Below are 20,185 nucleotides of genomic sequence, written 5' to 3' on the forward strand. Positions count from 1 at the left end.
GGCCTCGTGTGTCTGCCGCAGCAGCCCGTGCCCGCGGTCCTGCGACATGTCCACCGGGATCTGCACCATGTTGGCGAAGTCGCCTACGGCGGTGCGGTGTTCGGGCCGCAGCCGGCCGTGGGACGGCGTGGAGAGGATCATCCTCTCCACGCCGAAGTGCCGGCCGAGGGCGCTGGCGAACGCCGCGGTCAGCAACGAGTACAGGGAGACCCTGGCGGTCCGGGCGGCGTGCAGGAGTTGCCGGGTCTGCCCGGTGGAGAAGTCGAGGGGTTCCTCGTCGTAGCGGTGGCGCAGCGCCGTGGGGCCGGCGGTACGGCCTGGCAGCAGGTCCCCGGCGCCGTACGCCCGTAACAGCGCGGCCCGGGCGGCCAGGCGGGCCGCGCGGTCGTCCAGGGCTGGGCCGGTGGACTCGGCGCGGATGAGGTCGAGGTAGGAGAAGGCGGGCCGCAGCGGTACCCCGGTGGCCACCCTCCGGTTGTACGCGTGGGCCAGGTCGCTGAGGAAGAGGCGGTGGCTGGCCGCGTCGAACACCAGGTGGTGGAAGCTGATGAGCAGGACGTGGTGGTCGGGGGCCGCGCGCAGCAGGTGGGCGCGTCCCAGGGCTTCGGTGACGTCGAAGGGGCGGGTGCTGAGGTCGACCAGGAGCGCGTACGGCCGGGCGGGCAGCACGGCCTCCTCCAGCGGCAGGGGCGTTGCGCGAAGCGTCTGGTGGGGCCGGATGACGTCGGCGACCTGCTCCGGCGGCTCGTCCAGCCGCAGGCGCAGGGCGTCGTGGTGGAGTGTGACCTCGGCGAAGGCCTCCCGCAGCGCGCCGGCGTCCAGCGGCCCCAGGAGCCGCAGGGCGGTCGAGCAGTCGATCGAGACCACCGCAGGGTAGGGCTTTCCGTGGCAGCGCTCCCACTCCCAGCACAATTCCTGGCGCGAGGAGAGCGGAAGTGCCGGGTTTCGGGGACCGGTGGTCGTTTTCATGCCCTGCCTTGGGGTCGGGTACTGCGGGACAGAGTGGGGGCCGACGCCGGTTCTGTGCGGAAGGCGCCGTCGGCGGTCGGGTGGTGGAACTGCCTCACCAGGACGTGCTCCTGCGGGCCGGGGCGGAGCAGGGCGGTGTGCGTCGTCCGGTCGGCGGGGTCGAGGGGCCGGGTGGGGATGAGGAGCGTTCGGCGGCCGGCCGGGTGTGCCGGGCCGCACGTCCGGTGTCGCTCAGCGCCCGCGGCGCCGCCGTCCCTGCGCCGGTTGTGGTGCGCTCGTCCGTCATGTCGAGGCTCTTGGCCGCGTCCCGGCAGACGGCAAGACCAACATCGTTGCCATGGTGCGGAAGGTTGCACCACTGGTCCGTCGCCGTGTCGACGGAGGCCTTCCCGAGCGGCCCGCCGCAGTGCGGGCACACCCGTAGCATCGGCATCGACTCCGCAGCCGTGTACAGCAGTACATCCGGAACCCTTCGGGTGAGAGCCCAACCGGTCAGGAAGCGCGTCGGTCGAGCAGCTCCTGGGCGTTGTCACCGAACCGCGTTTACTTGTAAGCCGCTTGGTGGACCGACCTCGTGCGTGGGGCGGCCCGGAGCGATCTCCAAGGGTCTCCACTTCCCGTCCGGCCTGGCGGAGGGTGCGATCAGGAAGCGGTGACGCGCCAGGGGGAGCCGTCCGGGAGAATGCGCGGGGAGTGATCTCCCGCTCGAGGGGGAACGTGTGCCGCTGCTGCGATCCGGTGTCTGCGTCAGTACCCGCCACCGAAGCCGCCGTAGCTGAATCCGCTGCCATGGCCGCCCGTGCCGCTGGTGGCGCTGCCACCACTCGGGTTGCCCCGGTCGGTGGGGCGCCGGGTTGGAGGGGGAAGCGGCGGAAGCGACGTGAAGGTGCTGTGATCCTCGCCGAACAGCTCCCGCCAGCAGCGCCCGAAGCTCAGGCCGTCCAACTCGCGTCCCGTCTCGGCGAGCGCGGTGCCGTCCCAGTGCAGCCGGTCCGGATGCAGGTCCTTGAGGGCCTGCCGCAGCTCCTGGAGGTTGACGCATGGCCTGCCCTGTCGGGCGGCCGATACGCGCTCGTCGCTGTGGGGGACATCGTGCCGGAAGACATACGCGATGCTCCACTTCTTCCTCGTCACCACCGACCAGCCCCAGATCGGCCGCTCGGCCAGCTCCGCTGCCCGCCGTCGGGCCTGGGCCTCCTCCCGGGAGTCTTCCCGCTTCTCCTGGGCTTCTTCCCGTGCCCGTAAGCCCGCCCGGTCGCGCTCGGACCACACCTCATGCCAGATTTCCCGGCTGGTCGGCTGGTAAGCCTCGCCGGCTTCCCGCACCGTCTGTTCATAGCGCTTCCGGACCCTCTCCCAGGCGTGCAGGGCGCGGCGCGCGGCGAAGTACCTCCAGCGCGGGACGGACCCCACGCCCTGGTGGGCTGCCGTCAACTCGGCGCTGACTGCGTCCACGGCGGCGGCGTAGGCGAGGGCGGCCTCGACCCAACGACGGCAGGTCTCCGGCGTGCACGAGGCTGGGTATCCGACATTGTCATCCGGTCGCCAGGTCTCAACCAGGAAGAAGGGTTCCGGACCGGTCCCGTCGAGCAGACCGTCGGGCCAGTGCTGGTGGACGCTGACCCTGTGGTCCCGTGGGCTCACCGATTCCTGGCCCTGCTGCCGGGGCATGGACGGTGTGTAGTGGGCAGTTTGCGACTGTGCCACGTGGCTCATCGGCTCACCCCCCGTGTTTCCGTCTCACCAGGGTGCCCGCAGCACCGTCGGCGAGGCAATGGCCCCGTTCTCCCGCTGCTGTATCACGCCACGGCCGGATCGCGTTCCGAGAGGTCCGCCGCATCCAGGCCGTGCCGTTTGGCGAGCTTGGCCCTCTTCGCTTTCGCGGCATCCTTGGCCTTGCGCTTCTTGGCCTTCTTGCGCAGCTTGGCGTCCAGGCGTGCGGAGTCGGCTGTGATCCAGCAGGCGACGATCCGCCCGCGCCCTCAAGCGCGGTGAGTTCCGCACGATCGGGCCACCGCCGCCAAGCGGATGGCGTGCCGCAATACGGGCGAGTCCCGCCGGAGCTCTCGGCGGACCGCCCGGACGACGACCGGGACTGCGAAGCACCTCCCGCCGTGGCCCGGGCCATGTCGGCGCCGGTGAGCATCTGGGCCCGCCAGGAGCGGGTGTGCTCCATCCTGGATCTGTGCAAGGGCCGCCTGTACCGGCTGCTCCAACCCGAACAGACGGCGCCGTCAGCAGCCGACTGACCGCCATCGTCCTGCTCGCCATCGAAGAAATCATCAGTGGCCAGCGGGACCGCGCCGAATCCCTCGCCCGCGACGGGCTCACCCTGGCCCGCGCCCACGGCTACCAACGACTCCCGGAGGGGCCCGGACCAGGCGGGGATCGGGCCCCTCGTGTGTCGCACGCGTCCGGGGGAGAGGTACGCGTCCACGTGTGGAACGAAGGTGGTGGAGAAGGCACACCAGCAAGCGAGTGCACGGCCATGGACGAGACTCACGCGTTCACGAAGGGCGGACTCTGCGGCCGGACGGGCCCGCCCCGCGACGGAACACCCCTGCTCGCGCGGAGAGGACGGCAGCCTGACCCGGACGTGCCGATGTTTTCCGGGACATCTCCGCCCCGGCAGAAGTTCGTCCGACGGCCGTTGTCGGGTCGAGCTTGGCGATGGCGTCCATTCCGCGCCTGCGGAGGTGTCCCGGTGACACACTGCCAATTCACCCCTGCGCGGCGTCCGCTCCACATCTGCGTAGGCAGCCGACCCCACAGCCGGGCCATCTGGCCCGGCTGCTTCAGCCTCGCTGACCGAGTCGTCCGCGCAGGCCACCCCGGCCAGGCATGCGTGGGCCGCGTCGTCTCCGCGAGAGGACAAGCCCCGATGGCTCGGGCCAACAGAAATACCCGACAGGCGAGTTGGGGCAGTGCGGACCTGAGCACGGTCGACGCGTACGTTCACGGCGTCGAAGTGGATGCCGTGTTCCGGGGCCTGTTGTCGGGGAATACGTGGGTCAGCCGCGGCCTGCCCACTCCATCACGATGTCGGAGAACTCATGCGGCACCTGCTCCGGCGCCGCCACATGTCCGGCGGACAGCACCCTGGTCGGACAGCCGAGTGCTGCCGCGAACTTCGCCAGGGACGGTCGGGAGAACCTGTCGTCGGGGGCACAGACTGCGAGCGTGCGCGCGGTGATCTTCGGCAGGCGTGGTTCCATGACATAGCGGCGTACCGCCTCGTGGCCCTCCTCGACACGGTCGAGGACGGTCAGCGCGTCGACGGTGCGCGCCGCCGATCTGCGGTTCGTCCTCGATCAGCTGACCGTGCTGGAGCGGGGCGGCAACCCCGACGCCGAGGGGAGTCCGCTCCCGCGCGGGCTGCGCGGGACGCTGGACCTCACGCGGGTCGGCGCTTTCGGGCATTCCCGGGGCGGCGCCGCGTCGGCGGCGGTGATGTATCTGGACGAGCGGGTGCGGGCCGGCATCGATCTGGACGGCGCGCTGGACGGGCCGGTGGTGGAGCACGGTCTCGACCTGCCGTTCCTGCTGATGGACACGGCGGTTCACGACGGGCTGAACGAAGACGGTTCCTGGCCGCCGTTCTGGGCGCACCTGAGCGACTGGCACCGCTGTCTGCGGCTCGCGGACGCCGACCACAACTCCTTCACCGACATCGTGGCCATCGCCCCGCAGGTCCCCGAATCGGTGCGCGAGGCGCTGCAGATCGGCACGATCCCCGCCGACCGGGGCGGTGGCTGCCGTACGGGCGACTGTGCGGGCCTTCTTCGATCTCCACCTGCGCGGCCGCCCGGGCGCTGGGCATCTGCTGTGGGGGGCTTCACCGCGCTACCCCGAGGTCGAGTACATAGCCGGATAGGAACCGGCGCCGGACGCCTGTTCGGACTGCCTGGCACTTCCCGGCGGCGCAGCACCTTCGCTTCCATCCCGTAGCGGGCCGCGACACGGTGGATCAATGACGACGTGGTCTCCCGGGGATGGGAACGCCCCGGAAGAGGCCGGCAGGGCCGGCCGGCCGGGTGCCACACCCAGCACGAGCGCGCTGCCGCTTACGGCCGTCCGATCTGTATCCCGCCGCGACGCGAGGAGCGGCCCGGCAGGCTGATCTCGGCGGTCCGCCGGTAGAGCGGTTTCCGGTTCCCTGGACGTCGAGGAACCTCGTCCTGAAGACGATGGAGAAGGCCACTTCCTGCCGACGGCGTCGCGCGGCGGAAGCGTCCCCTGTGCTGACCAGAGCGGTGAGCCTCATCGTCGTCACCGAGGCGCCGTACAAGCACGCAGGGCCTCGGCTGATCGTCCAGATCGGTCCCGTCATCGCGGCCCGGAGCCGGAAGCCGGCGAGGAAGGCAGGGGCGCCGGGATCCGACGCCTACGGTGATGACTGGGCCGTGCGCGACCCGGCCGTGGCTCAGCCGGCCGCCGACAGCCGCCGCGCGCGGTCCTGGTCAGCCGGATCTCGCGCGACGCGGCCGCCCAAGAGGCGTTTCCCTCCAGCGACTCGCATCCGACAGTCCGGGAGGGGGCGAAGTGGTGGCAGCGAGCGGGGCGGGGGGAAGCGACGTACAGGCACGACGACGGCGAACCGCCACCGCCGTGCGAGACGCACCGCCCGCGGCCCGTCCCCTTCCCTTCCCCCTCGCGGTCGTGCCCGGGCTGCGGAGTCACGTGAACCCGTCGCCACCGATGCCGAGTCGCCTCACCACCCGGCGATCTGGACGCCAGAGGCGCTGTCGCCCGGCGATCGCCGCCCGGGGACCACGGCTACGCTTTCCGGGCCAGTCCGGCGGCGATGAGGTGCTCCCAGACCGTGAGCTCTCGTCCTTCGCCGCTGTTCCACGGGTTGTCGTTCTCGTCGGGACGCCACAGCGACGCGGGGACGATGCCCGGGTCGAGGATCTCCAGGCCGTCCAGCAGAGAGGCGATCTCCGCGTCGGTGCGCCAGCGGCCGCGGCCGAACGTCTTCTGGAGGATCTTCTCGGCCTCCACGGTCTCGGGGTTGTTGCCGGAGCGGAAGTGGCTGATGAAGAAGTGGCTTCCGGAGGGGACCTGGTCGCGCCAGTAGCGGACGATGCCCGCCGGGTCCTCGTCGTCGTTGACGTGGTGGAGGATGGCGCTGAGGATGACCGCGACGGGCTGGTCGAAGTCGATGATGTCGAGGGTGTCGGGGTGGGTGCGGATGCCTTCGGGGTGGCGCACATCGACCGCGACGACGCGGGTGCGGTCGTTGTTCTCCAGCAGTGCGCGGCCGTGGACCAGCACCTGCTGGTCGATGTCGACGTAGACGACCCGTGAATCGGGAGCGTGCCGTTGCGCGACCTGGTGCACGTTGTCCGCGGTCGGCAGGCCACTGCCCAGGTCGATGAACTGCCGGATGCCGGTGTTCTTCGCGATCTCCCTGACCGCCCGGGTGAGGGCGGCGCGGTTGGCGAAGGCGATGGCCACCGAACCGGGCAGGTCGCGCTTGAACACGTCGCCGATCTCACGGTCCACGGCGTAGTTGTCCTTGCCGCCGAGCAGGTAGTCGTAGACGCGGGCGATGCTGGGTTTGGTCGGATCGATCGAGGAGCCGTCGTACGTCATGGCGGCCATTCTTCCCCGCAACGCCGCCTGTGCACCCCCGTTTTGGGGCTCTCCCTCCGGTGGTGGGCCGCTGAAGGCCGAGGTGCCCTGACCCGCGTCGCGTCTCCCACCCGCATCTGGCCCGCATCGGGCCCGCGTCCGTGCGGCGTCTGGTCTGTCCGGTCGATTCCGTCTCCGGCCCGCAAGGACCGACGGAGCGGACGCGTGGCGCTGCGGACAGGCGCCGGGGCCGTTGCTGTTCGCCGCAGGCTCCGCGTGTGGTGAGTCCGCGTGCCCGCGTGTCACTTCACCGGCTGGGGTTCGGGTTCGTTCTCGGTCTGTGTCTCGCCGGCGGGGGGTTCGTTTCCGGCGGGGGTTTTGACGGATTCCAGGAGGAGCTGGGAGACGTCGACGACCTGGATGGATTCCTTGGCCTTGCCTTCGTTCTTCTTGCCGTTGACGGAGTCGGTGAGCATGACGAGGCAGAAGGGGCAGGCGGTGGAGACGATGTCGGGGTTGAGGGAGAGGGCCTCGTCGACGCGCTCGTTGTTGATGCGCTTGCCGATGCGCAAGGCGCATCTCCCTCGCGTCGGTGGATGTCGGCTGCCGAACCGGGAAGGGGGTCCGGCGGTAATTTCCGCTAGTAGCACGGCGAGTTCGACGAGCGCGGCGTCCAAGACGGCGCTGCCGCACGGCGGATGAGACCGGGCGGCGGAGGGCGGTTGGGCGCCTACCCGCACCCCGGTGATCTCGTTCTGGGTCGCGACGCCCGCCCGTCGGACCGGCGGCATGTCGCGCTGGGAGCCTCGCCGGTATCGCCCAGCAGATGCTAACCCCTTGCCCGCCAGACCGGACTGAAGGGAAGAAGCCTGCGCGCCGCAGTCATCGAGGCGCTCGAACGCGTACGGCTGCCCGAACCCGGGCGGATCGTCCGCGCCTTCCCGCACGAGATCTCCGGCGGCCAGCGGCAGCGCGTCGCCCTGGCCGTTGCACTGGCCTGCGAGCCGAGTCTGCTCATCGCGGACGAGCCCACCACCGCGCTCGACGTGTCCGTACAGGCCGGGATGCTGCAACTCCTAGACGTCCTCGTACGCGAACGGGAGATGGCCGTGCTGTTCGTCAGCCACGACCTCGCCGTGGTCGCCCAGGTGACCGACCGGGCCCTGGTGATGAAGGACGGCCGGGCCGTGGAGGAGGGGCCCGTCCTGGACGTCATCGGCGCACCGCGGGCCGAGTACACCAGGACGCTCGTCGCCGGCGCCCGAAAGCTGGGGCGCGCCCTGGACCTGAGGAGCCCGTGATGATACCCCTGCTGGAACTGAAGGACGTCGCGGTGCGCTACCGGGGCGCCGCCGCGGACGTGGTGCGGGATGTGTCCCTCGCCGTGGAGGAGGGCCGGTCCCTGGCTCTCGTCGGCGAGTCCGGGGCGGGCAAGACCACGCTGCTGCGCCTGCTGCTCGGACTGACCCGCCCGACGGCCGGAAGCGTCCGCTTCGACGGCGAGACCCTGTCCCTGCGCGACCGGCAGCAGATGCGCCGCTTCCGGCGCGGCGTCCAATGCGTGTTCCAGGACCCGTACTCCTCCCTGGACCCGAGCCGACGCGTGGCCGCCATCGTCGCCGAGCCGTTGCGCTCGCTCGGCCTCGACAGCCGTACGACCGCGGCTCCCAAGGTGACCGCGGCTCTCGAACGGGTCGGTCTGCCCGCCGACGCCGCCACGCGCTACCCGCACGAGTTCTCCGATGGTCAGCGTCAGCGCATCGCCATCGCCCTTGCCATCGTGTGCGACCCGCGTGTCCTCCTCGCCGACGAACCGGTCAGCGCGCTCGACGTCACCACCCGGGTGAAGATCGTCGATCTGCTCACCGAACTCAAGGAGGAGCGCCGACTGACCCTGGTGATGGTCTCCCACGACCTGTCGGTCGTCGCTTCGCTGTGCGAGCGCACAGCCGTGCTGGCGCGCGGCCGTCTGGTCGAGCAGGGCGACACCGCCCAGGTGCTGGGAGCCCCCGCCCACCAGTACACCAGGCGGCTCATCGACAGCGTCCCGCGCCTGCCCGTCTGAACCGGCCTGATGATCAGCGTCGGCCGTGGCCTTCCTGCGACCTGTCCCCGGGCAAGATCGCACTGTCGGGCCGGAGCGTCAGGTCGCGCTGATACCAGGTGCCCGGCTCACCGCCGATGTGCGCCGGGTCGGCGGGGCCGACAGGGACGAACCCGGCTTTGGTCAGAACCATCTGCGACGCGACATTCCGGTGGGTCGCGGCCGCTCGCAACGTGCGCAACCCGTGCCGGGCCCCCGCCAGTCGGCAGACGTCCCGGACGGTCGCGGTCGCCACGCCGCGGCCGGCGACGTGCTGCGCGACCCGGTAGCCGAGTTCCGCGGTGTGGTCCTCGATGTCGACCAGGTTGAACCTTCCGAGTACCGAGCCGTCCTCGGCGACGAGCACGTAGAAGGCGCAGATGCCCGCCTCCTGCTCGGCCAGCAAGGCGTCGTACCGGTCGGTGAACCGCGCGAAGAAGTCGTCGCCGCGGTCGGAGACCGAGGCGGCGAAATAGGCACGGTTCGCCACCTCGAAGGCCAACACCGCCGGGGCATGGCTGACATGCAGCCGCTTCAGCTCGGGCATTGCCCAACCCTATCCACGGGGTATGCCGGGGCCACCTGCTTTTTTGCCGGAGGCAGGCAGCCCCGAGCCCAGGTCGCCTGGCGATCTGCGACCTGAGCGGGGCTCGGCGGACGAGGGTGCTAACGCGTCACGCGATGGCGCGGGTAGACGACTCCCGACCCGAAGGTCCGGGTCTCGACGAGTTCCAGGTCCACCCGGCGCTCACGCCGGGGAAAGAACGGGGCTCCACCGCCCACCAGCACCGGGTAGACCACAGCCCGGTACTCGTCGATCAGATCCGACGCGGCCGCCTGCTCGGCGAGTGTCGGGCCGCCGATCGCGATGTCTCCCGTCCCCGGCTCGGCTCGCAACCGCTCGATCTCCTCCGCCACACCGGCGGAGGCGAGGCAGGCAGAGCCCGGGGGCGCTGCGTCAGCAGATCATTTTCCGTCCTAACGGTGGTGTGTTCCTGCCGGCCGTCAGGCCGGATGTGCCACGGTTCCCGGCTCGTATCAGTGCTCGCTGGTGGTGACGTAGGTGCCGTGCCAGGTGTGATACCACACGGCGCCGGTGGCGGCGTTGACGGACAGCATGCCGTTGATCTTCCCGGAGCGCAGGGTGTGGAGGGTGTAGTAGCCCGGGAACGCCTCGACCCTGTCGGCAGTCAGGTCGCTGTCCCGGTCACGCAGCCATTGCCGGGCGCGCTGCTGGGCCTGGTCGGGGGAGAGCCGGGTCTGTGTCCGGCCGCGGGAGTGCATGCCGTAGTCGGTGTTCCACATCATCGCCGGGCCGTACTCGATCCCGGTGTCGCCGTCGGCCGGGTCGACGAGGATCTCGGTGGCCGGCTTCCCGGAGGGCGTTTGCAGCTCGGCGTAGAAGTTCTTCGAGAACTCCATGACCTCGCCGACGCGCAGGTCGAGCCGGTGGGCGAAGGCGTCGGCGCGCTGTCGGGCCTGGTCCACGTCCTTCACCGGGGTGCCGTCTCCGCGCTGCCAGTAGTGGCCGCCCCTCATGCCGACGCCCCACGAGCAGTCGTCGCCCATCATCCCCGGCCCCATGCCCGGCCCCCATGAGTCCCAGTCGTTCCAGTCGTCGTCCGACGTGCCCGCACTCCAGCAAGCGCTGCCGGAGAGGGTCGGCGCGGCGGTCGGGCGAAGCGCGGCATGGCTGGGCGTGGTGCTGTCCGTGGCGCATCCGGCAGACAACACGGTGGCCAGCGCGAGCGCCGCCAGCGCGGAGACGGTCCGTGTGCTGGTACGGGACACGGTCATCACCTCTGCGAGTCGGTCCGTCGAGGTTCGCGAACCGGCGGACGCGGGCCTCTTTTCTCCAGCCTCGCTCCGCGCCCGGTGGACCGCCTGGGGCCGTCCGGACCAGCCTGTGGCCCAATCGGCCCGGTTCATGACGCGGTACCCGGACGGCAAGATCGCCCGCCGAGTCTCCGGTGACCTGTGCGACCGACTGCACGTTTCGACGGTTCGATGCCATGGCGGGCATGGCCATGCCGGGCTCCTCCGGAAGGGCGACGAGGAAGATCACCAGGCCACGCGCCGCGCTCAAGATCGTCGACTTCGACGGTGGGCAGGGTCCGTGGCGGAGTGCCTTGCCAGATCCGGCCGGGGGAGCGTTTGCTGGAAGTGTTCAGCAGCGCGGCGAGGACCCCGCTGGGCCAAGGGGCGCGGCCCCTGAAGTCCGCCTGTCCTGGTGCCCTCCTGAGCGGCTCTTCGCCGCCGCCGTCCGGTCTCAGACGCGGAGGTGACCAAAGGTGAAAGCAGTCGTCTATGAGAAGCCGTTCAATGTGACGGTGCGGGACGTCGACGATCCGCAGATACAGCACCCGAACGACGTGATCGTACGGGTCACGTCGACCGCGATCTGCGGATCCGATCTGCACATGTACGAGGGCCGCACGGCCGCGGAAGCCGGCATCGTCTTCGGCCACGAGAACCTCGGCATCATCGAGGAGGTCGGCAGCGGCGTGGCCTCCCTGTCAAAGGGTGACCGGGTCGTGATGCCATTCAACGTGGCCTGCGGGTTCTGCAAGAACTGTCTCGCCGGTAAGACCGGGTTCTGCCTGACGGTGAATCCCGGGTTCGCCGGTGGAGCGTATGGCTACGTCGCGATGGGTCCCTACCTCGGTGGCCAGGCGGAGCGGCTGCGGGTCCCGTTCGCCGACTTCAACTGCCTGAAGCTGCCTCCGGGCGAGGAGTTCGAGACGGACTTCGTGCTGCTCGCCGACATCTTCCCGACCGGGTACCACGGATGCGAGCTGGCACAGGTGTCGCCCGGTGAGTCGGTGGCCGTGTTCGGAGCCGGTCCGGTCGGCCTGATGGCCGCATACTCGGCACTGCTGCGCGGTGCGTCCAAGGTCTTCTCGGTGGACCGGGTGCCCGAGCGGCTCGCCAAGGCGGCGGAGATCGGGGCCATACCCATCGACTTCACCAACGGCGACCCCGCTGAGCAGATCAAGGAGCAGACTTCGGGCGAGGGCACCGACAAGGGCGTGGACGCCGTCGGCTACCAGGCCACGTCGCACAAGGACGTCAGCCACGAGGAACCCGCCGTCGTCCTCAACACTCTCGTCGAGACGGTACGGCCCACCGGCATGCTCGGCGTGCCCGGCCTGTACGTCCCGTCCGACCCGGGCGGACCCGACGAGCACGCCAAGCACGGCCAGTTGCTGGTCTCCATCGGCCGGATGTTCGAGAAGGGTCAGCAGATGGGCACCGGCCAGTGCAACGTCAAGCGGTACAACCGCCAGTTGCGCGACATGATCATCGCCGGGCGCGCCAAGCCCAGTTTCGTGGTCTCGCACGAGCTGCCGCTCGAGGACGCGCCTGGGGCGTACGAGAAGTTCGACAAGCGGATCGAGGGCTACACGAAGGTCGTGCTGCACCCGGGTCACGCGCTCGCGGCATGACGTGACTCAAGGCCCGGACGCCGGCAGCGGCGCCTGGACCCCGCGGGTCCGGCTCACAGGTAGCTGAAGCCGCCCCCGTCCGCCCAAGCCTCGGGCGGACGGGGGCGCGCGTGCACGTCACTCGGCGTCCGCGGCTCCGCGCCCATGGTTACCTCCTGGTCGGCCGCAGGCTTCGGGGTCGGCTCATCGCGGCGTACGATCCGCCGCTGGCTGGCTGGCTGGCTGGCTGGCTGGCTGGCTGGCTGGCTGGCTGGCTGGCTGCTTCGCAGTGGTCCGCCAGGGCCGGTCGAGATCATCTGGGTTCGCTCCGATGCTCCTCGTCTGCGCCAGGCGGGCCCGCACCTCGGCGGTAGCGGCGTCCGTCGTCGTGACCACGACATTGCCCAGGTGGTGCCGCACCCATCCGGTCCGGGCCCTGTGCCCGTCACGGATGAAGTCGAGCACCGCCGCGCGTCCGGCGATCGGGCCGAGGACTTTCTGTCCGGGCTTCGGGAAGGTCCGGGTGGTGTTCTTCGGTCAGGACCGCTGCCAGCTCGGGCACCTTCAGCTCGTCCAGGGCGTGGGTGTAGTCCGCCACCCCTGCCGGAGTTCGGCGATCACGAGACCACCGTCAGCACGATCTTGCCTTGGAGGTGGCCCTGCGCGGCTCGCGTGTGCGCGTTGCCCGCGTCGGGCAGCGGGTAGGTGCTGTCCACCCCGACCTGGAGCTTGCCCTCGTCGAAGAGGCGCCCGATCTCGGCGAGCTGGGGGCCGTTGGAACGCACCTGAATGTTCGAGACGGTGATGCCCAGACGCGCCGTCACTTCGGGGTCGTACTGGGCGAAGAACACTGGAAGCATGGTGCCGCCCCGCTTGAGCACGGTCAGGAAGCGTGAGCTGTCCGGGCCGCCGACGGTGTCGATCACCAGGTCGACGCCGCGGACCACGTCCGTTGCCTGCGTCGTGGTGTAGTCGATGAACTCATCGGCGCCGAGCTTGCGCAGGAACTGCTCGTGGCGGCCCGAGGCCACCGCGATGACGTGTGCCCCCTTCCGTTTCGCCAGCTGCACCGCGAAGTGGCCCACTCCACCGGCGGCCCCGTTGACCAGCACGGTCATCCCTGGCGTGATCGGCACCGGCCGGTGCACCTGGCCGGTGAAAGGAGACGGCACGGCGTGACCGAGATCAACCAGGTACTGCCAGGCCGTAAGCACGGCCATCGGCGCCCCAGCCGCCTGCACGTGGTCGATACCGGCCGGCTTGTGGGCCAGGTCCGAAGCGGGCGCGGCCACGTACTCGGCGTACGTCCGGCCGTCGAATCCGGGGAACCGCAGCATGCCGAAGACCTCGTCACCGACGGCGAACCCCGACACGTCCGGAGCGACCGCCTGGACCACGCCCGACATGTCCGTTCCCGGGATCAGGGGAAACTCCAGCGCCGGCCTCATCTCGGCCGGCATGACCTTCATCCCCTCACGCAGATACCAGTCCGGCGGGTTGATGCCCGCCGCGTGTACCCGGACGAGGACCTCACCCGGGCCGATCTCGGGAACCGGCACCTCGTCATACTGCAAAACTTCCGGCCCGCCCGCTTCGTGGAACTGGATCGCCTTCATCGCGCCTGTCGCTTTCTCGGGGAAACATTGCTCCTTCAGTCAAGGCCCAGGGCGGCAGGGCCGTCCAAGACCGGTTCGGCAACCGCGTCATTCCGAAATGGCATGACGCGTACGCTGGCAGCGTGAACGATCTCGGACAGGACCTGGAACTGCGGCTGGTGCGCTACTTCACCGTGGTGGCGGCGCACCAGCACTTCGGCCGGGCCGCCGCCGACCTGCACGTGGCCCAGCCGGCTCTGAGCCGCCAGATCCAACGGCTCGAGAAGCATCTCGGCGCACGCCTCCTGGACCGCACACCCCAGGGCACCCGGCTCACTCCGGCCGGGCAGACGTTCCTCCCTCGGGCCCAAGCCCTGCTGCAGGCCGCCCGCCAGGCCGAGTCGGCCGTGCGTGAACAGGCCGAGACCGAACGCATCACCATCGGCTACGTCGAAGACCTGGTGATCACCGCCGCCGTACGGGAACTGCGCAGCCGTCACCCGGACGCCGAGATCGCCACCCGGTACCTGAGCTGCCGCGACGTCGGGGCGCTGTCCGACAGGCGCGTCGACGCCCTGATTGCGCGGGCCCCGCTGCCGCTCGCCGACGACGACGTATTCACCACCCCGTTGTACGAGGAGCCCCGGATGCTCGCGGTCTCGCGCGGTCATCCCTTGGCCGACCGCGCGTCGGTGACGGCGGAGGAACTGGCCGGCGAGGAGGCCGCGCCGTGCGCGTTCGAGACCGCGGACTGGACTTCCTACCGGATCCTCGGGGCCGGCGTGCCGCCGATCGAGAGTTACGAGGACAAGCTCGAACTCGTCGCGAGTGGCAGGGCGATCGCCGTGCTGCCGGTCGGCGATCGGCGTAGTTCATTGCGTCCCGACCTCGTCACCGTCCCGATCGAGGGCGCTCCTCCCAGCCAGGTCGTCCTGGTCAGCCGCAAGGGCGACCCGAATCCGATGATCAGGAATCTCCGGCTGGCGGCCCAGGCGGTCCTGACCGCCCCGGCAGCCTGACCGGGACCAGCAGACCCGCTCGGTGCTGAACTGCACTATCCGGCGCTTCGCGGGCCGTGCCCGTCGCGCAGGTGTCGGTACCGCTCGGTCTCACATGGTGTCGCCTCAGCGGCCGCCGGGTTGGTGCTTGTGGCGGTTACGGGGCGACGTCCGGTTCAACGGCTGGAGGCGGGGTGGCCGAGCCAGTCCGTTCGAGCTGACTTCCAGCCACCGCACCAGCTCATCCATCCGACGCGCCCTCCTCCACCAACTCGTCCAGTCGCGCTCGCAACCCCTTCACCGCAGCGACCCCCAAATCCGAGGCCCACGCGCCCTTGAGCTCGGCCCTCTCGCAGCCCTCAACAACGCCCATGAGGACGCGGAGGGTGAGGCCGGCCCACTGCCTATCGGTCAGATAGTCAGGCTTGCCAACCGGCTCGGATGCGGGCTGTTGTGTCGTGTGCGGCATGGCCGCTCCTTTCGAAACCAATGTCGCGGCACATCCAACCGCCACGACACCGGCCCGGCGAACCTACGCGGTTACCGCACTAGCCTCACCAGCCGGGGTGGGGAGGGGCCGCTCAGCATTCGTTATGGCGCGGGAGCGGCCCGCGCTCACAACCGGCGGGTGAACTCCTGGCGGTCGGCGAAGTTCTCGTAGCCTGCCCGTTCGAAAGCCATGATCATGGCGGTGTTGGCCGCGTCGCAGTCGCCGCGGATCTCCTCGGCGCCCGCTTCGACCAGCAGCCGCGTGCCGCGGGCCACCACCGCCGTGGCGTAGCCGTTGCCGCGGCAGGCGGGAGACACAGCCACCAGGCCGATCACCGCAGTCGAGGGGTTTCGGGCGGGGAGGCTGAGTGCAGCCGGCCTGCCGTCCGGAGCGTAGCCGAGTTCCCACCACGAGGGCTCGTACGAGAACTTTTCCATGTCCGCTAGGAGGCTCTCCGCGGCACGCCGGGCGCCATGCCGGGCGACCTTGGCGGCGAGTTGGGCGTCGACGCTGGTCGGCAGCGCCTCCTCGAGGAGAGCGATGAACGGCTCACGGCCCAGACTGGGCAGGGAATGCCAGGTCAATCGGTCATCATGCGAAGGGAGTTCTACCCCGGAGCGGCGGCGGAAGCGGCGACCGCCACGGGCCCGCTCGAAGCCCGCCAGTAGGAGAAGCTCGGCGCGCCGTTCCGGCTCCGCCTGGTACTGCGGCGGCTGCGTCGGCGAGTCGGTGACGTGCTCCAGCTCCGTGGCGCCGAGCGAGGCGGCCAGGGCGACGGCCTCGGTCAGCAGCGCCTGGCCGGTGGCCAGGCCGGGTTCGTCCCACGGTGCCTCAAGGAGCACCAGGGCCATCGGGACGTCGTTCCCGGGGAAGGTCCATAGCGCGGTGGCCGCGGTGAGCCGACCGGCCTCGTCCTCCGCGACCAGGCACCACTCCGGCCGGGTGCACTTCTTGGCAAGTAGGTCGGTGAGGTAGGCGGCCGTCCCGGCGTTGCGCTCGGGCTGGTCGGAGTGCTGGACGAGGGCAGGTAGTTCGTCTGGGCGCGCTACACGTATAGGCATGTACTGGGATCATCCTGTCTCTCGATGCCGATCGGCGGTGGTCGTGGCCTGGGGCAGGGCGGTGCGGCGTAGGCGTCTCATTCCACCGGGTAGCGCACCACCAACAGCCCCTCCACATCCCTGCCCACCGCCTCGTACTGATGCGGTACATCCGCCGCCCACCGGGCGTGGCCGCCTGGGCTCACCTCGAACGGGGCGGAGGCGGGACCAACCCGCGCCGTGCCGCTGAAGACCAGCAAGTGCTCCTCCGTGCCCGGCACATGAGCGGCCGAGCGCTGCACCGCCCCGCTCTGAATGCGGATGCGATACACCTCCGACACCGCAGCCGCGTCCTGCACGCGGTCCGTCAGCACCGCGTGCACCGCCGCGCCCTGCACCGGGGCGGGGCCGACGACCGTGCTCAGCGGCGCCTCGAGGGCCGTGGTCAGCGCGTATAGAGTCTCCAGGGTCGGATTGCGCCGGCCGGTCTCCAGTTCCGAGAGCGTGCCCTTGCCGACGCCGGAGCGGCGGGCCAGTTCCGACAGCGACAGGCCGCAGCCCTGGCGCAGACGGCGCAGCCGCTCGCCCACCTCCTGGGCCAGTTCCATAGCTTTCCGCCCCTACCGCGCCGGTGATGCATTGTCGTGACGCGACTAGCGTTCCACAAACAGAACGTTCCGTAAACGGAACGATCGTGACGACGCACACGCACCGTGGCTCAGGCGGGATTCGGACCCACTCGTCTAGGAGGCGAGGGCGCGCTCATCTGGCGAGTCTCAGCGAATACGGGGGGCAGTGCCGTGATCGCGACGGTACGACGGGATGAGCTGGAGGTCGACGATGGTAGTCGGGGCTTGCGCTGGGACCACAGGTTTAGCCCGTCGTCCTCACCCTGGAGTGGGGCGACCACCCCGCCGATCTCGACGCGCACCTGTCGGGCCCCGACACCAACATCGGTCGGTTCCACCTCTTCTATGCGAACCGACAGACCGCCCCAGTGGACTACGCGTCCCTCAACGTGGACGACCAGGACGCCCACGGTCCGGAGAACATCACGATCTCGCCGACCGCGACGGACTTCATCCCCGGCCAGTGCCGGTACTGGGTCCACCACTACAGCGGGCTCACCTTCGCCGGATCAGCCGACCCTGTCACGGTCCGGCAGGGCAGCAATCAGCTCGATCAGTACACAGTGGCAGCCGCGACCGGCAGCCAGGATGAACGCATCTGGCACGTGGTGAACGTGTAGATCACTGCTACTGGCGCGGTCCAGCTGATCCCAGTGCAGCGTATGCGCGGCGGCGACGCGAACACCCGCCTCTAGACATACGCCGCTGAAGCTTCAAGCTCCAGCCGCAACTGGGTCCGAAGCTTTTACGCTGGCAGCGGGCGTTGGCAGGTCGCCTCGCAGGCGTAATGCGGCCGGTACGGGATCTTCGCTGTGCACCAGAGCGAAGGGTGGGGCCTGCCCTGAACCCACCACGGCGCCTGTGACAGCCCGAGGCCGGCGAGGGAGCCCGTGGGCAGGGGCGTCCTGCTGGGCGCGCGGTGTGCGGGCCCTCGGACGCGGGGCAGCGGGCAGCTGTTCGGCGGCGAACTGGACGCGTGGCGCGGTCGGCAGCTCGGCGCCGACGTACGCGTGCCGACGAACGCGTTCAGGGCCCGAAGCCTGGAGGGCGGGGGTGTGGGGAGGGGGGATGCGTTGAAGGCCGCTTGGCCGTGCCGCGCTGATCGGTACGACCAAGGACGAGCCGCGTCTGCTGTCTGCTCTGTCGGCGACCAGCTCGTTGGCCTTCAAAGGCGAATTTCGTGGTTATACGCAATTAAAGCCATTTCGCCCGTTTCTCGCGATCAAGCCGTTGCTGGGCGCGAGCGGTCACCTGCTCGGGTCGGCCGTCCGGCGGTCTCCAGCCGCTCGTCGCATCCAGGTCCTTCCCCCGGATTGCCGGGCGGCGAGCGGCCTACGGAGCGGGGAAAGCAGTTGCTCTTTGACAACTATTGCCATGAGGCAAGAAGATGGGTGCAGGCCTGGGCCGAGGTGGTCCCGGTTGCTGTGGTGGGCGGAGGTGCTCCGTCGGCGCGAGCGGCGAGGGGTGAGTGGAGTGCCCGAGGCGGGCAGCTCAGGCGGTCTGGCTTCCAGGGCCCTGCGCCTCATCGCTTATCTGCGCCGCCGCGGCTTGACAGAAGGCCTCGAGTCCCTGGAGCAGCATGGCCCGCTGAGCATCTGGCATCTGGTCTAGCACTGCCCGCAGCGCCCTCTGCCTGCGCGTACGCAGATCGGCGAGGAACGCATGGCCCCGGCTGCTGAGGTGCAGGCGCACCTCGCGTCTGTCGGTCGGGCTCGCCATGCGTTCGACGAAGCCGGCTGCACGCAAGCGGTCGCACAGTCGGCTGGTCGAAGGCGGCGTGGAGGCGAGGCTGTCGGCGAGGGTGCGCAGGTTGATGCCCGCGTGGTGTTCGAGGATGAGTAGCACGCGCAGTTGGGAGGCGGACACGGGCTCCGTCGAGGCCCGGCCCCACAGGACTTCCAGCAACTCCGCTGCCGTGGAGGTCACGCGCGCGGCCCCGTCCGGCTCGAGGCGGGGGTGGAAGGAAGTCACGATCACACTCTCGCAGGCGCTGGGGTGACCGTCAGCCTACTAGGCGGGCGAGCCGGTTAAGGATGGATCGGGCCAGGCGCGCATCCGGACGGGTGGGTTGTGGAGTACTGGTGGGAGCTGTGAACACTTGATGAGGGATAGGTGTATTTACAACTGTGAACAGATTTATGGCCGCCGAGCGTGCTTTGCGCACGGCGGCGCCCCACCTGCTGCTCGATGCCGTCCGGAGTGTGCTGGCCGAGGAGTATGCGGCTGACTCCGTCGAGCTCTTCATGGCCGACTACGGCCTGACGGTGTTGCAGCCGGTGGCCGTGCTGCCCGAGACGCTGGAGCCGGTGTCGGTGCACGGCAGTCCCGCCGGCCGCGCCTTCGGCGCCCAGGAGCCTTTCATCGAGGGCCTCTCAGGAGGGTCGGAGGGGATGGTACGCGTGCATCTCCCCGTCACGGTGCGGGGGGACCGGCTCGGCGTGCTGTCGGTGACGCTTCCAGGCGGGCAGCATGCCCGCAGTCGCCTGGGGGAGCTGGGTGATATCGCCGAGGTGCTCGGACACGAGGTGGTCGTGGCCGAACGGGACACGGACCTCTATCTGCAGGCGCGGCGCAAGGACCGGCTGACCCTGGCCGCCGAGATGCAGTGGCAGCTGCTTCCGGGGCGGTCCTGTGCCAGCGCGGAGTACGAACTCGGCGCGCAGCTGGAGCCCGCGTACGCCATCTACGGCGACAACTTCGACTGGTCGGCCACCGCCGACCGGCTGATGTTGTACGTGTCCAACGGGATGGGTGAGGGGATAGAGGCCTCCCTGCTGACGAACCTGGCCGTCAACGCCCTGCGCAACGCCCGGCGGGCCGGTATCTCCCTCGCCGACCAGGCGGCCCTCGCCGACCAGGCCGTCTACGCCCACTACCGGGGCCGCTGCTACCTGTCGGTCCTCATGTTCGACTTCGACCTCGCCAGCGGGCGGGCCCTGGTCGTGGACGCAGGCTCCCCGCAGCTGCTGCGCCTGCGCAACGGCAGGATCGAGCACGTCACGTTCGATGCGCAGCTGCCGCTGGGCATGTTCGAGGAGACCGCCTACGAGGCGCAGCGGTTCGAGGTCGAGCCGGGCGACCGCCTGGTCTTCGTCAGCGACGGGGTCCATGCGGTCGCCTCCCCGAAGGGCGAGGCGTACGGGGACACGGCTCTGGCCCGGGCCGTCTTGTCTACCCGGCTGCTCCCGGCCGCGGACGTTCCCCGGGCTGTTCTGCGGGAGCTCACGGGCCACCGCGGTCAGGCGGCGCCGGACGACGACGCCCTGGTGGTCTGCCTGGACTGGCGGGGACGCCCGTGACGGTCACCGTGCGAGAGTCCGTGTGAGCATGCGTGCGTTGTTTGCACGACATGGCGGGCGCTAATGTTTGTCATACGGAAACT

The 20,185-nt window shown here is 70.0% G+C and carries 18 protein-coding genes and 4 pseudogenes; 8 read left to right on the forward strand and 14 right to left on the reverse strand.

The features are described from left to right. From ASD48_RS23090 to ASD48_RS23105, 3 genes are all read right to left on the reverse strand, one after another. A partial coding sequence (locus ASD48_RS23090) for a condensation domain-containing protein (protein ID WP_242432690.1) occupies positions 1-969 on the reverse strand: 969 nt, incomplete at its 3' end. 747 nt (positions 970-1,716) lie between these two features. After that, complete coding sequence (locus ASD48_RS23095; RefSeq protein ID WP_157880671.1) at positions 1,717-2,640, reverse strand: hypothetical protein; 924 nt, start codon at positions 2,638-2,640, stop codon at positions 1,717-1,719. Positions 2,641-3,980: 1,340 nt separating this feature from the next. Further along, positions 3,981-4,184: a hypothetical protein gene (locus ASD48_RS23105; RefSeq protein ID WP_057603599.1), complete on the reverse strand. Its 204-nt coding sequence runs from the start codon at positions 4,182-4,184 to the stop codon at positions 3,981-3,983. A gap of 64 nt (positions 4,185-4,248) precedes the next feature. Between ASD48_RS23105 and ASD48_RS23110 the strand changes: the two genes are divergently transcribed. Both ASD48_RS23110 and ASD48_RS45360 read left to right on the forward strand, forming a co-directional pair. Further along, positions 4,249-4,917 (forward strand): hypothetical protein, encoded by a 669-nt coding sequence (locus ASD48_RS23110; RefSeq protein WP_242432691.1) that lies wholly within the window; start codon positions 4,249-4,251, stop codon positions 4,915-4,917. A 90-nt stretch (positions 4,918-5,007) separates the two neighbouring features. After that, positions 5,008-5,109: pseudogene (locus ASD48_RS45360) on the forward strand (SAM-dependent methyltransferase); the annotation flags it as partial. A gap of 636 nt (positions 5,110-5,745) precedes the next feature. On the opposite strand, the gene ASD48_RS23115 reads toward ASD48_RS45360, so the two are convergent. Together ASD48_RS23115 and ASD48_RS23120 are read right to left on the reverse strand one after the other, a co-directional pair. Further along, positions 5,746-6,573 (reverse strand): SAM-dependent methyltransferase, encoded by an 828-nt coding sequence (locus ASD48_RS23115; protein ID WP_057603600.1) that lies wholly within the window; start codon positions 6,571-6,573, stop codon positions 5,746-5,748. A gap of 272 nt (positions 6,574-6,845) precedes the next feature. Beyond that, positions 6,846-7,112: pseudogene (locus ASD48_RS23120) on the reverse strand (heterodisulfide reductase-related iron-sulfur binding cluster); the annotation flags it as partial. Between the two features lie 264 nt (positions 7,113-7,376). On the opposite strand from ASD48_RS23120, the pseudogene ASD48_RS46180 reads away from it, so the two are divergent. Together ASD48_RS46180 and ASD48_RS23130 are read left to right on the forward strand one after the other, a co-directional pair. After that, positions 7,377-7,844 (forward strand): annotated as a pseudogene (locus tag ASD48_RS46180) (ATP-binding cassette domain-containing protein); the annotation flags it as partial. Continuing rightward, positions 7,844-8,608 carry an ABC transporter ATP-binding protein gene (locus ASD48_RS23130; RefSeq protein WP_057603602.1) on the forward strand — a complete coding sequence of 255 codons (765 nt, stop codon included), beginning with the start codon at positions 7,844-7,846 and terminating at the stop codon, positions 8,606-8,608. The pseudogene ASD48_RS46180 and the gene ASD48_RS23130, both read left to right, overlap by 1 nt. Positions 8,609-8,621: 13 nt before the next feature. On the opposite strand, the gene ASD48_RS23135 is transcribed toward ASD48_RS23130, so the two are convergent. The 3 genes and pseudogenes from ASD48_RS23135 to ASD48_RS23145 all read right to left on the reverse strand — a co-directional run bounded on the left by ASD48_RS23135 (position 8,622) and on the right by ASD48_RS23145 (position 10,417). Next, the gene (locus ASD48_RS23135; RefSeq protein WP_057603603.1) at positions 8,622-9,173 is read right to left on the reverse strand and encodes a GNAT family N-acetyltransferase; all 552 of its coding nucleotides are present in this window, start codon (positions 9,171-9,173) and stop codon (positions 8,622-8,624) included. Between the two features lie 119 nt (positions 9,174-9,292). After that, positions 9,293-9,583 (reverse strand): annotated as a pseudogene (locus ASD48_RS23140) (dihydrofolate reductase family protein); the annotation flags it as partial. Positions 9,584-9,664: 81 nt separating this feature from the next. Beyond that, positions 9,665-10,417, reverse strand: coding sequence for a hypothetical protein (locus ASD48_RS23145; protein WP_242432693.1), 753 nt, complete (start codon positions 10,415-10,417; stop codon positions 9,665-9,667). 500 nt (positions 10,418-10,917) lie between these two features. Here ASD48_RS23145 and ASD48_RS23150 point away from each other — a divergent pair, with 500 nt between their 5' ends. Further along, a complete protein-coding gene (locus ASD48_RS23150; RefSeq protein ID WP_057603604.1) occupies positions 10,918-12,072 on the forward strand; it encodes a glutathione-independent formaldehyde dehydrogenase in 1,155 nt (384 codons plus the stop codon). A 183-nt stretch (positions 12,073-12,255) separates the two neighbouring features. Here the strand turns inward: ASD48_RS23150 and ASD48_RS45375 are convergent, their stop codons facing one another. Both ASD48_RS45375 and ASD48_RS23155 read right to left on the reverse strand, forming a co-directional pair. Continuing rightward, positions 12,256-12,516 carry a hypothetical protein gene (locus tag ASD48_RS45375; RefSeq protein WP_242432694.1) on the reverse strand — a complete coding sequence of 87 codons (261 nt, stop codon included), beginning with the start codon at positions 12,514-12,516 and terminating at the stop codon, positions 12,256-12,258. Positions 12,517-12,668: 152 nt separating this feature from the next. Continuing rightward, entirely contained in the window at positions 12,669-13,667 is a 999-nt protein-coding gene (locus ASD48_RS23155) for an NADP-dependent oxidoreductase (RefSeq protein WP_057603605.1), read from the reverse strand. Between the two features lie 122 nt (positions 13,668-13,789). Between ASD48_RS23155 and ASD48_RS23160 the strand changes: the two genes are divergently transcribed. Continuing rightward, the gene (locus ASD48_RS23160; RefSeq protein ID WP_057603606.1) at positions 13,790-14,665 is read left to right on the forward strand and encodes a LysR family transcriptional regulator; all 876 of its coding nucleotides are present in this window, start codon (positions 13,790-13,792) and stop codon (positions 14,663-14,665) included. 220 nt (positions 14,666-14,885) lie between these two features. Here the strand turns inward: ASD48_RS23160 and ASD48_RS44335 are convergent, their stop codons facing one another. The 3 genes from ASD48_RS44335 to ASD48_RS23175 all read right to left on the reverse strand — a co-directional run bounded on the left by ASD48_RS44335 (position 14,886) and on the right by ASD48_RS23175 (position 16,782). Further along, positions 14,886-15,113 (reverse strand): hypothetical protein, encoded by a 228-nt coding sequence (locus ASD48_RS44335; RefSeq protein ID WP_057603607.1) that lies wholly within the window; start codon positions 15,111-15,113, stop codon positions 14,886-14,888. A 146-nt stretch (positions 15,114-15,259) separates the two neighbouring features. Then, entirely contained in the window at positions 15,260-16,195 is a 936-nt protein-coding gene (locus tag ASD48_RS23170; protein WP_057603608.1) for a GNAT family N-acetyltransferase, read from the reverse strand. Positions 16,196-16,272: 77 nt separating this feature from the next. Next, positions 16,273-16,782, reverse strand: a complete 510-nt coding sequence (locus ASD48_RS23175; protein ID WP_057603609.1) for a helix-turn-helix domain-containing protein — start codon at positions 16,780-16,782, stop codon at positions 16,273-16,275. 389 nt (positions 16,783-17,171) lie between these two features. Here ASD48_RS23175 and ASD48_RS23180 point away from each other — a divergent pair, with 389 nt between their 5' ends. After that, on the forward strand, positions 17,172-17,423 hold the full coding sequence (locus ASD48_RS23180; RefSeq protein WP_057603610.1) for a hypothetical protein: 252 nt from the start codon (positions 17,172-17,174) through the stop codon (positions 17,421-17,423). Between the two features lie 871 nt (positions 17,424-18,294). Here ASD48_RS23180 and ASD48_RS23185 read toward each other — a convergent pair. Next, a complete protein-coding gene (locus ASD48_RS23185; RefSeq protein ID WP_242432695.1) occupies positions 18,295-18,780 on the reverse strand; it encodes a MarR family transcriptional regulator in 486 nt (161 codons plus the stop codon). Between the two features lie 161 nt (positions 18,781-18,941). Here ASD48_RS23185 and ASD48_RS23190 point away from each other — a divergent pair, with 161 nt between their 5' ends. Beyond that, entirely contained in the window at positions 18,942-20,102 is a 1,161-nt protein-coding gene (locus ASD48_RS23190; RefSeq protein WP_057603611.1) for a PP2C family protein-serine/threonine phosphatase, read from the forward strand. Positions 20,103-20,185: the final 83 nt, after the last annotated feature.

The sequence above is a fragment of the Streptomyces sp. Root1310 genome, assembly GCF_001426425.1.
Lineage (GTDB): Bacteria > Actinomycetota > Actinomycetes > Streptomycetales > Streptomycetaceae > Streptomyces.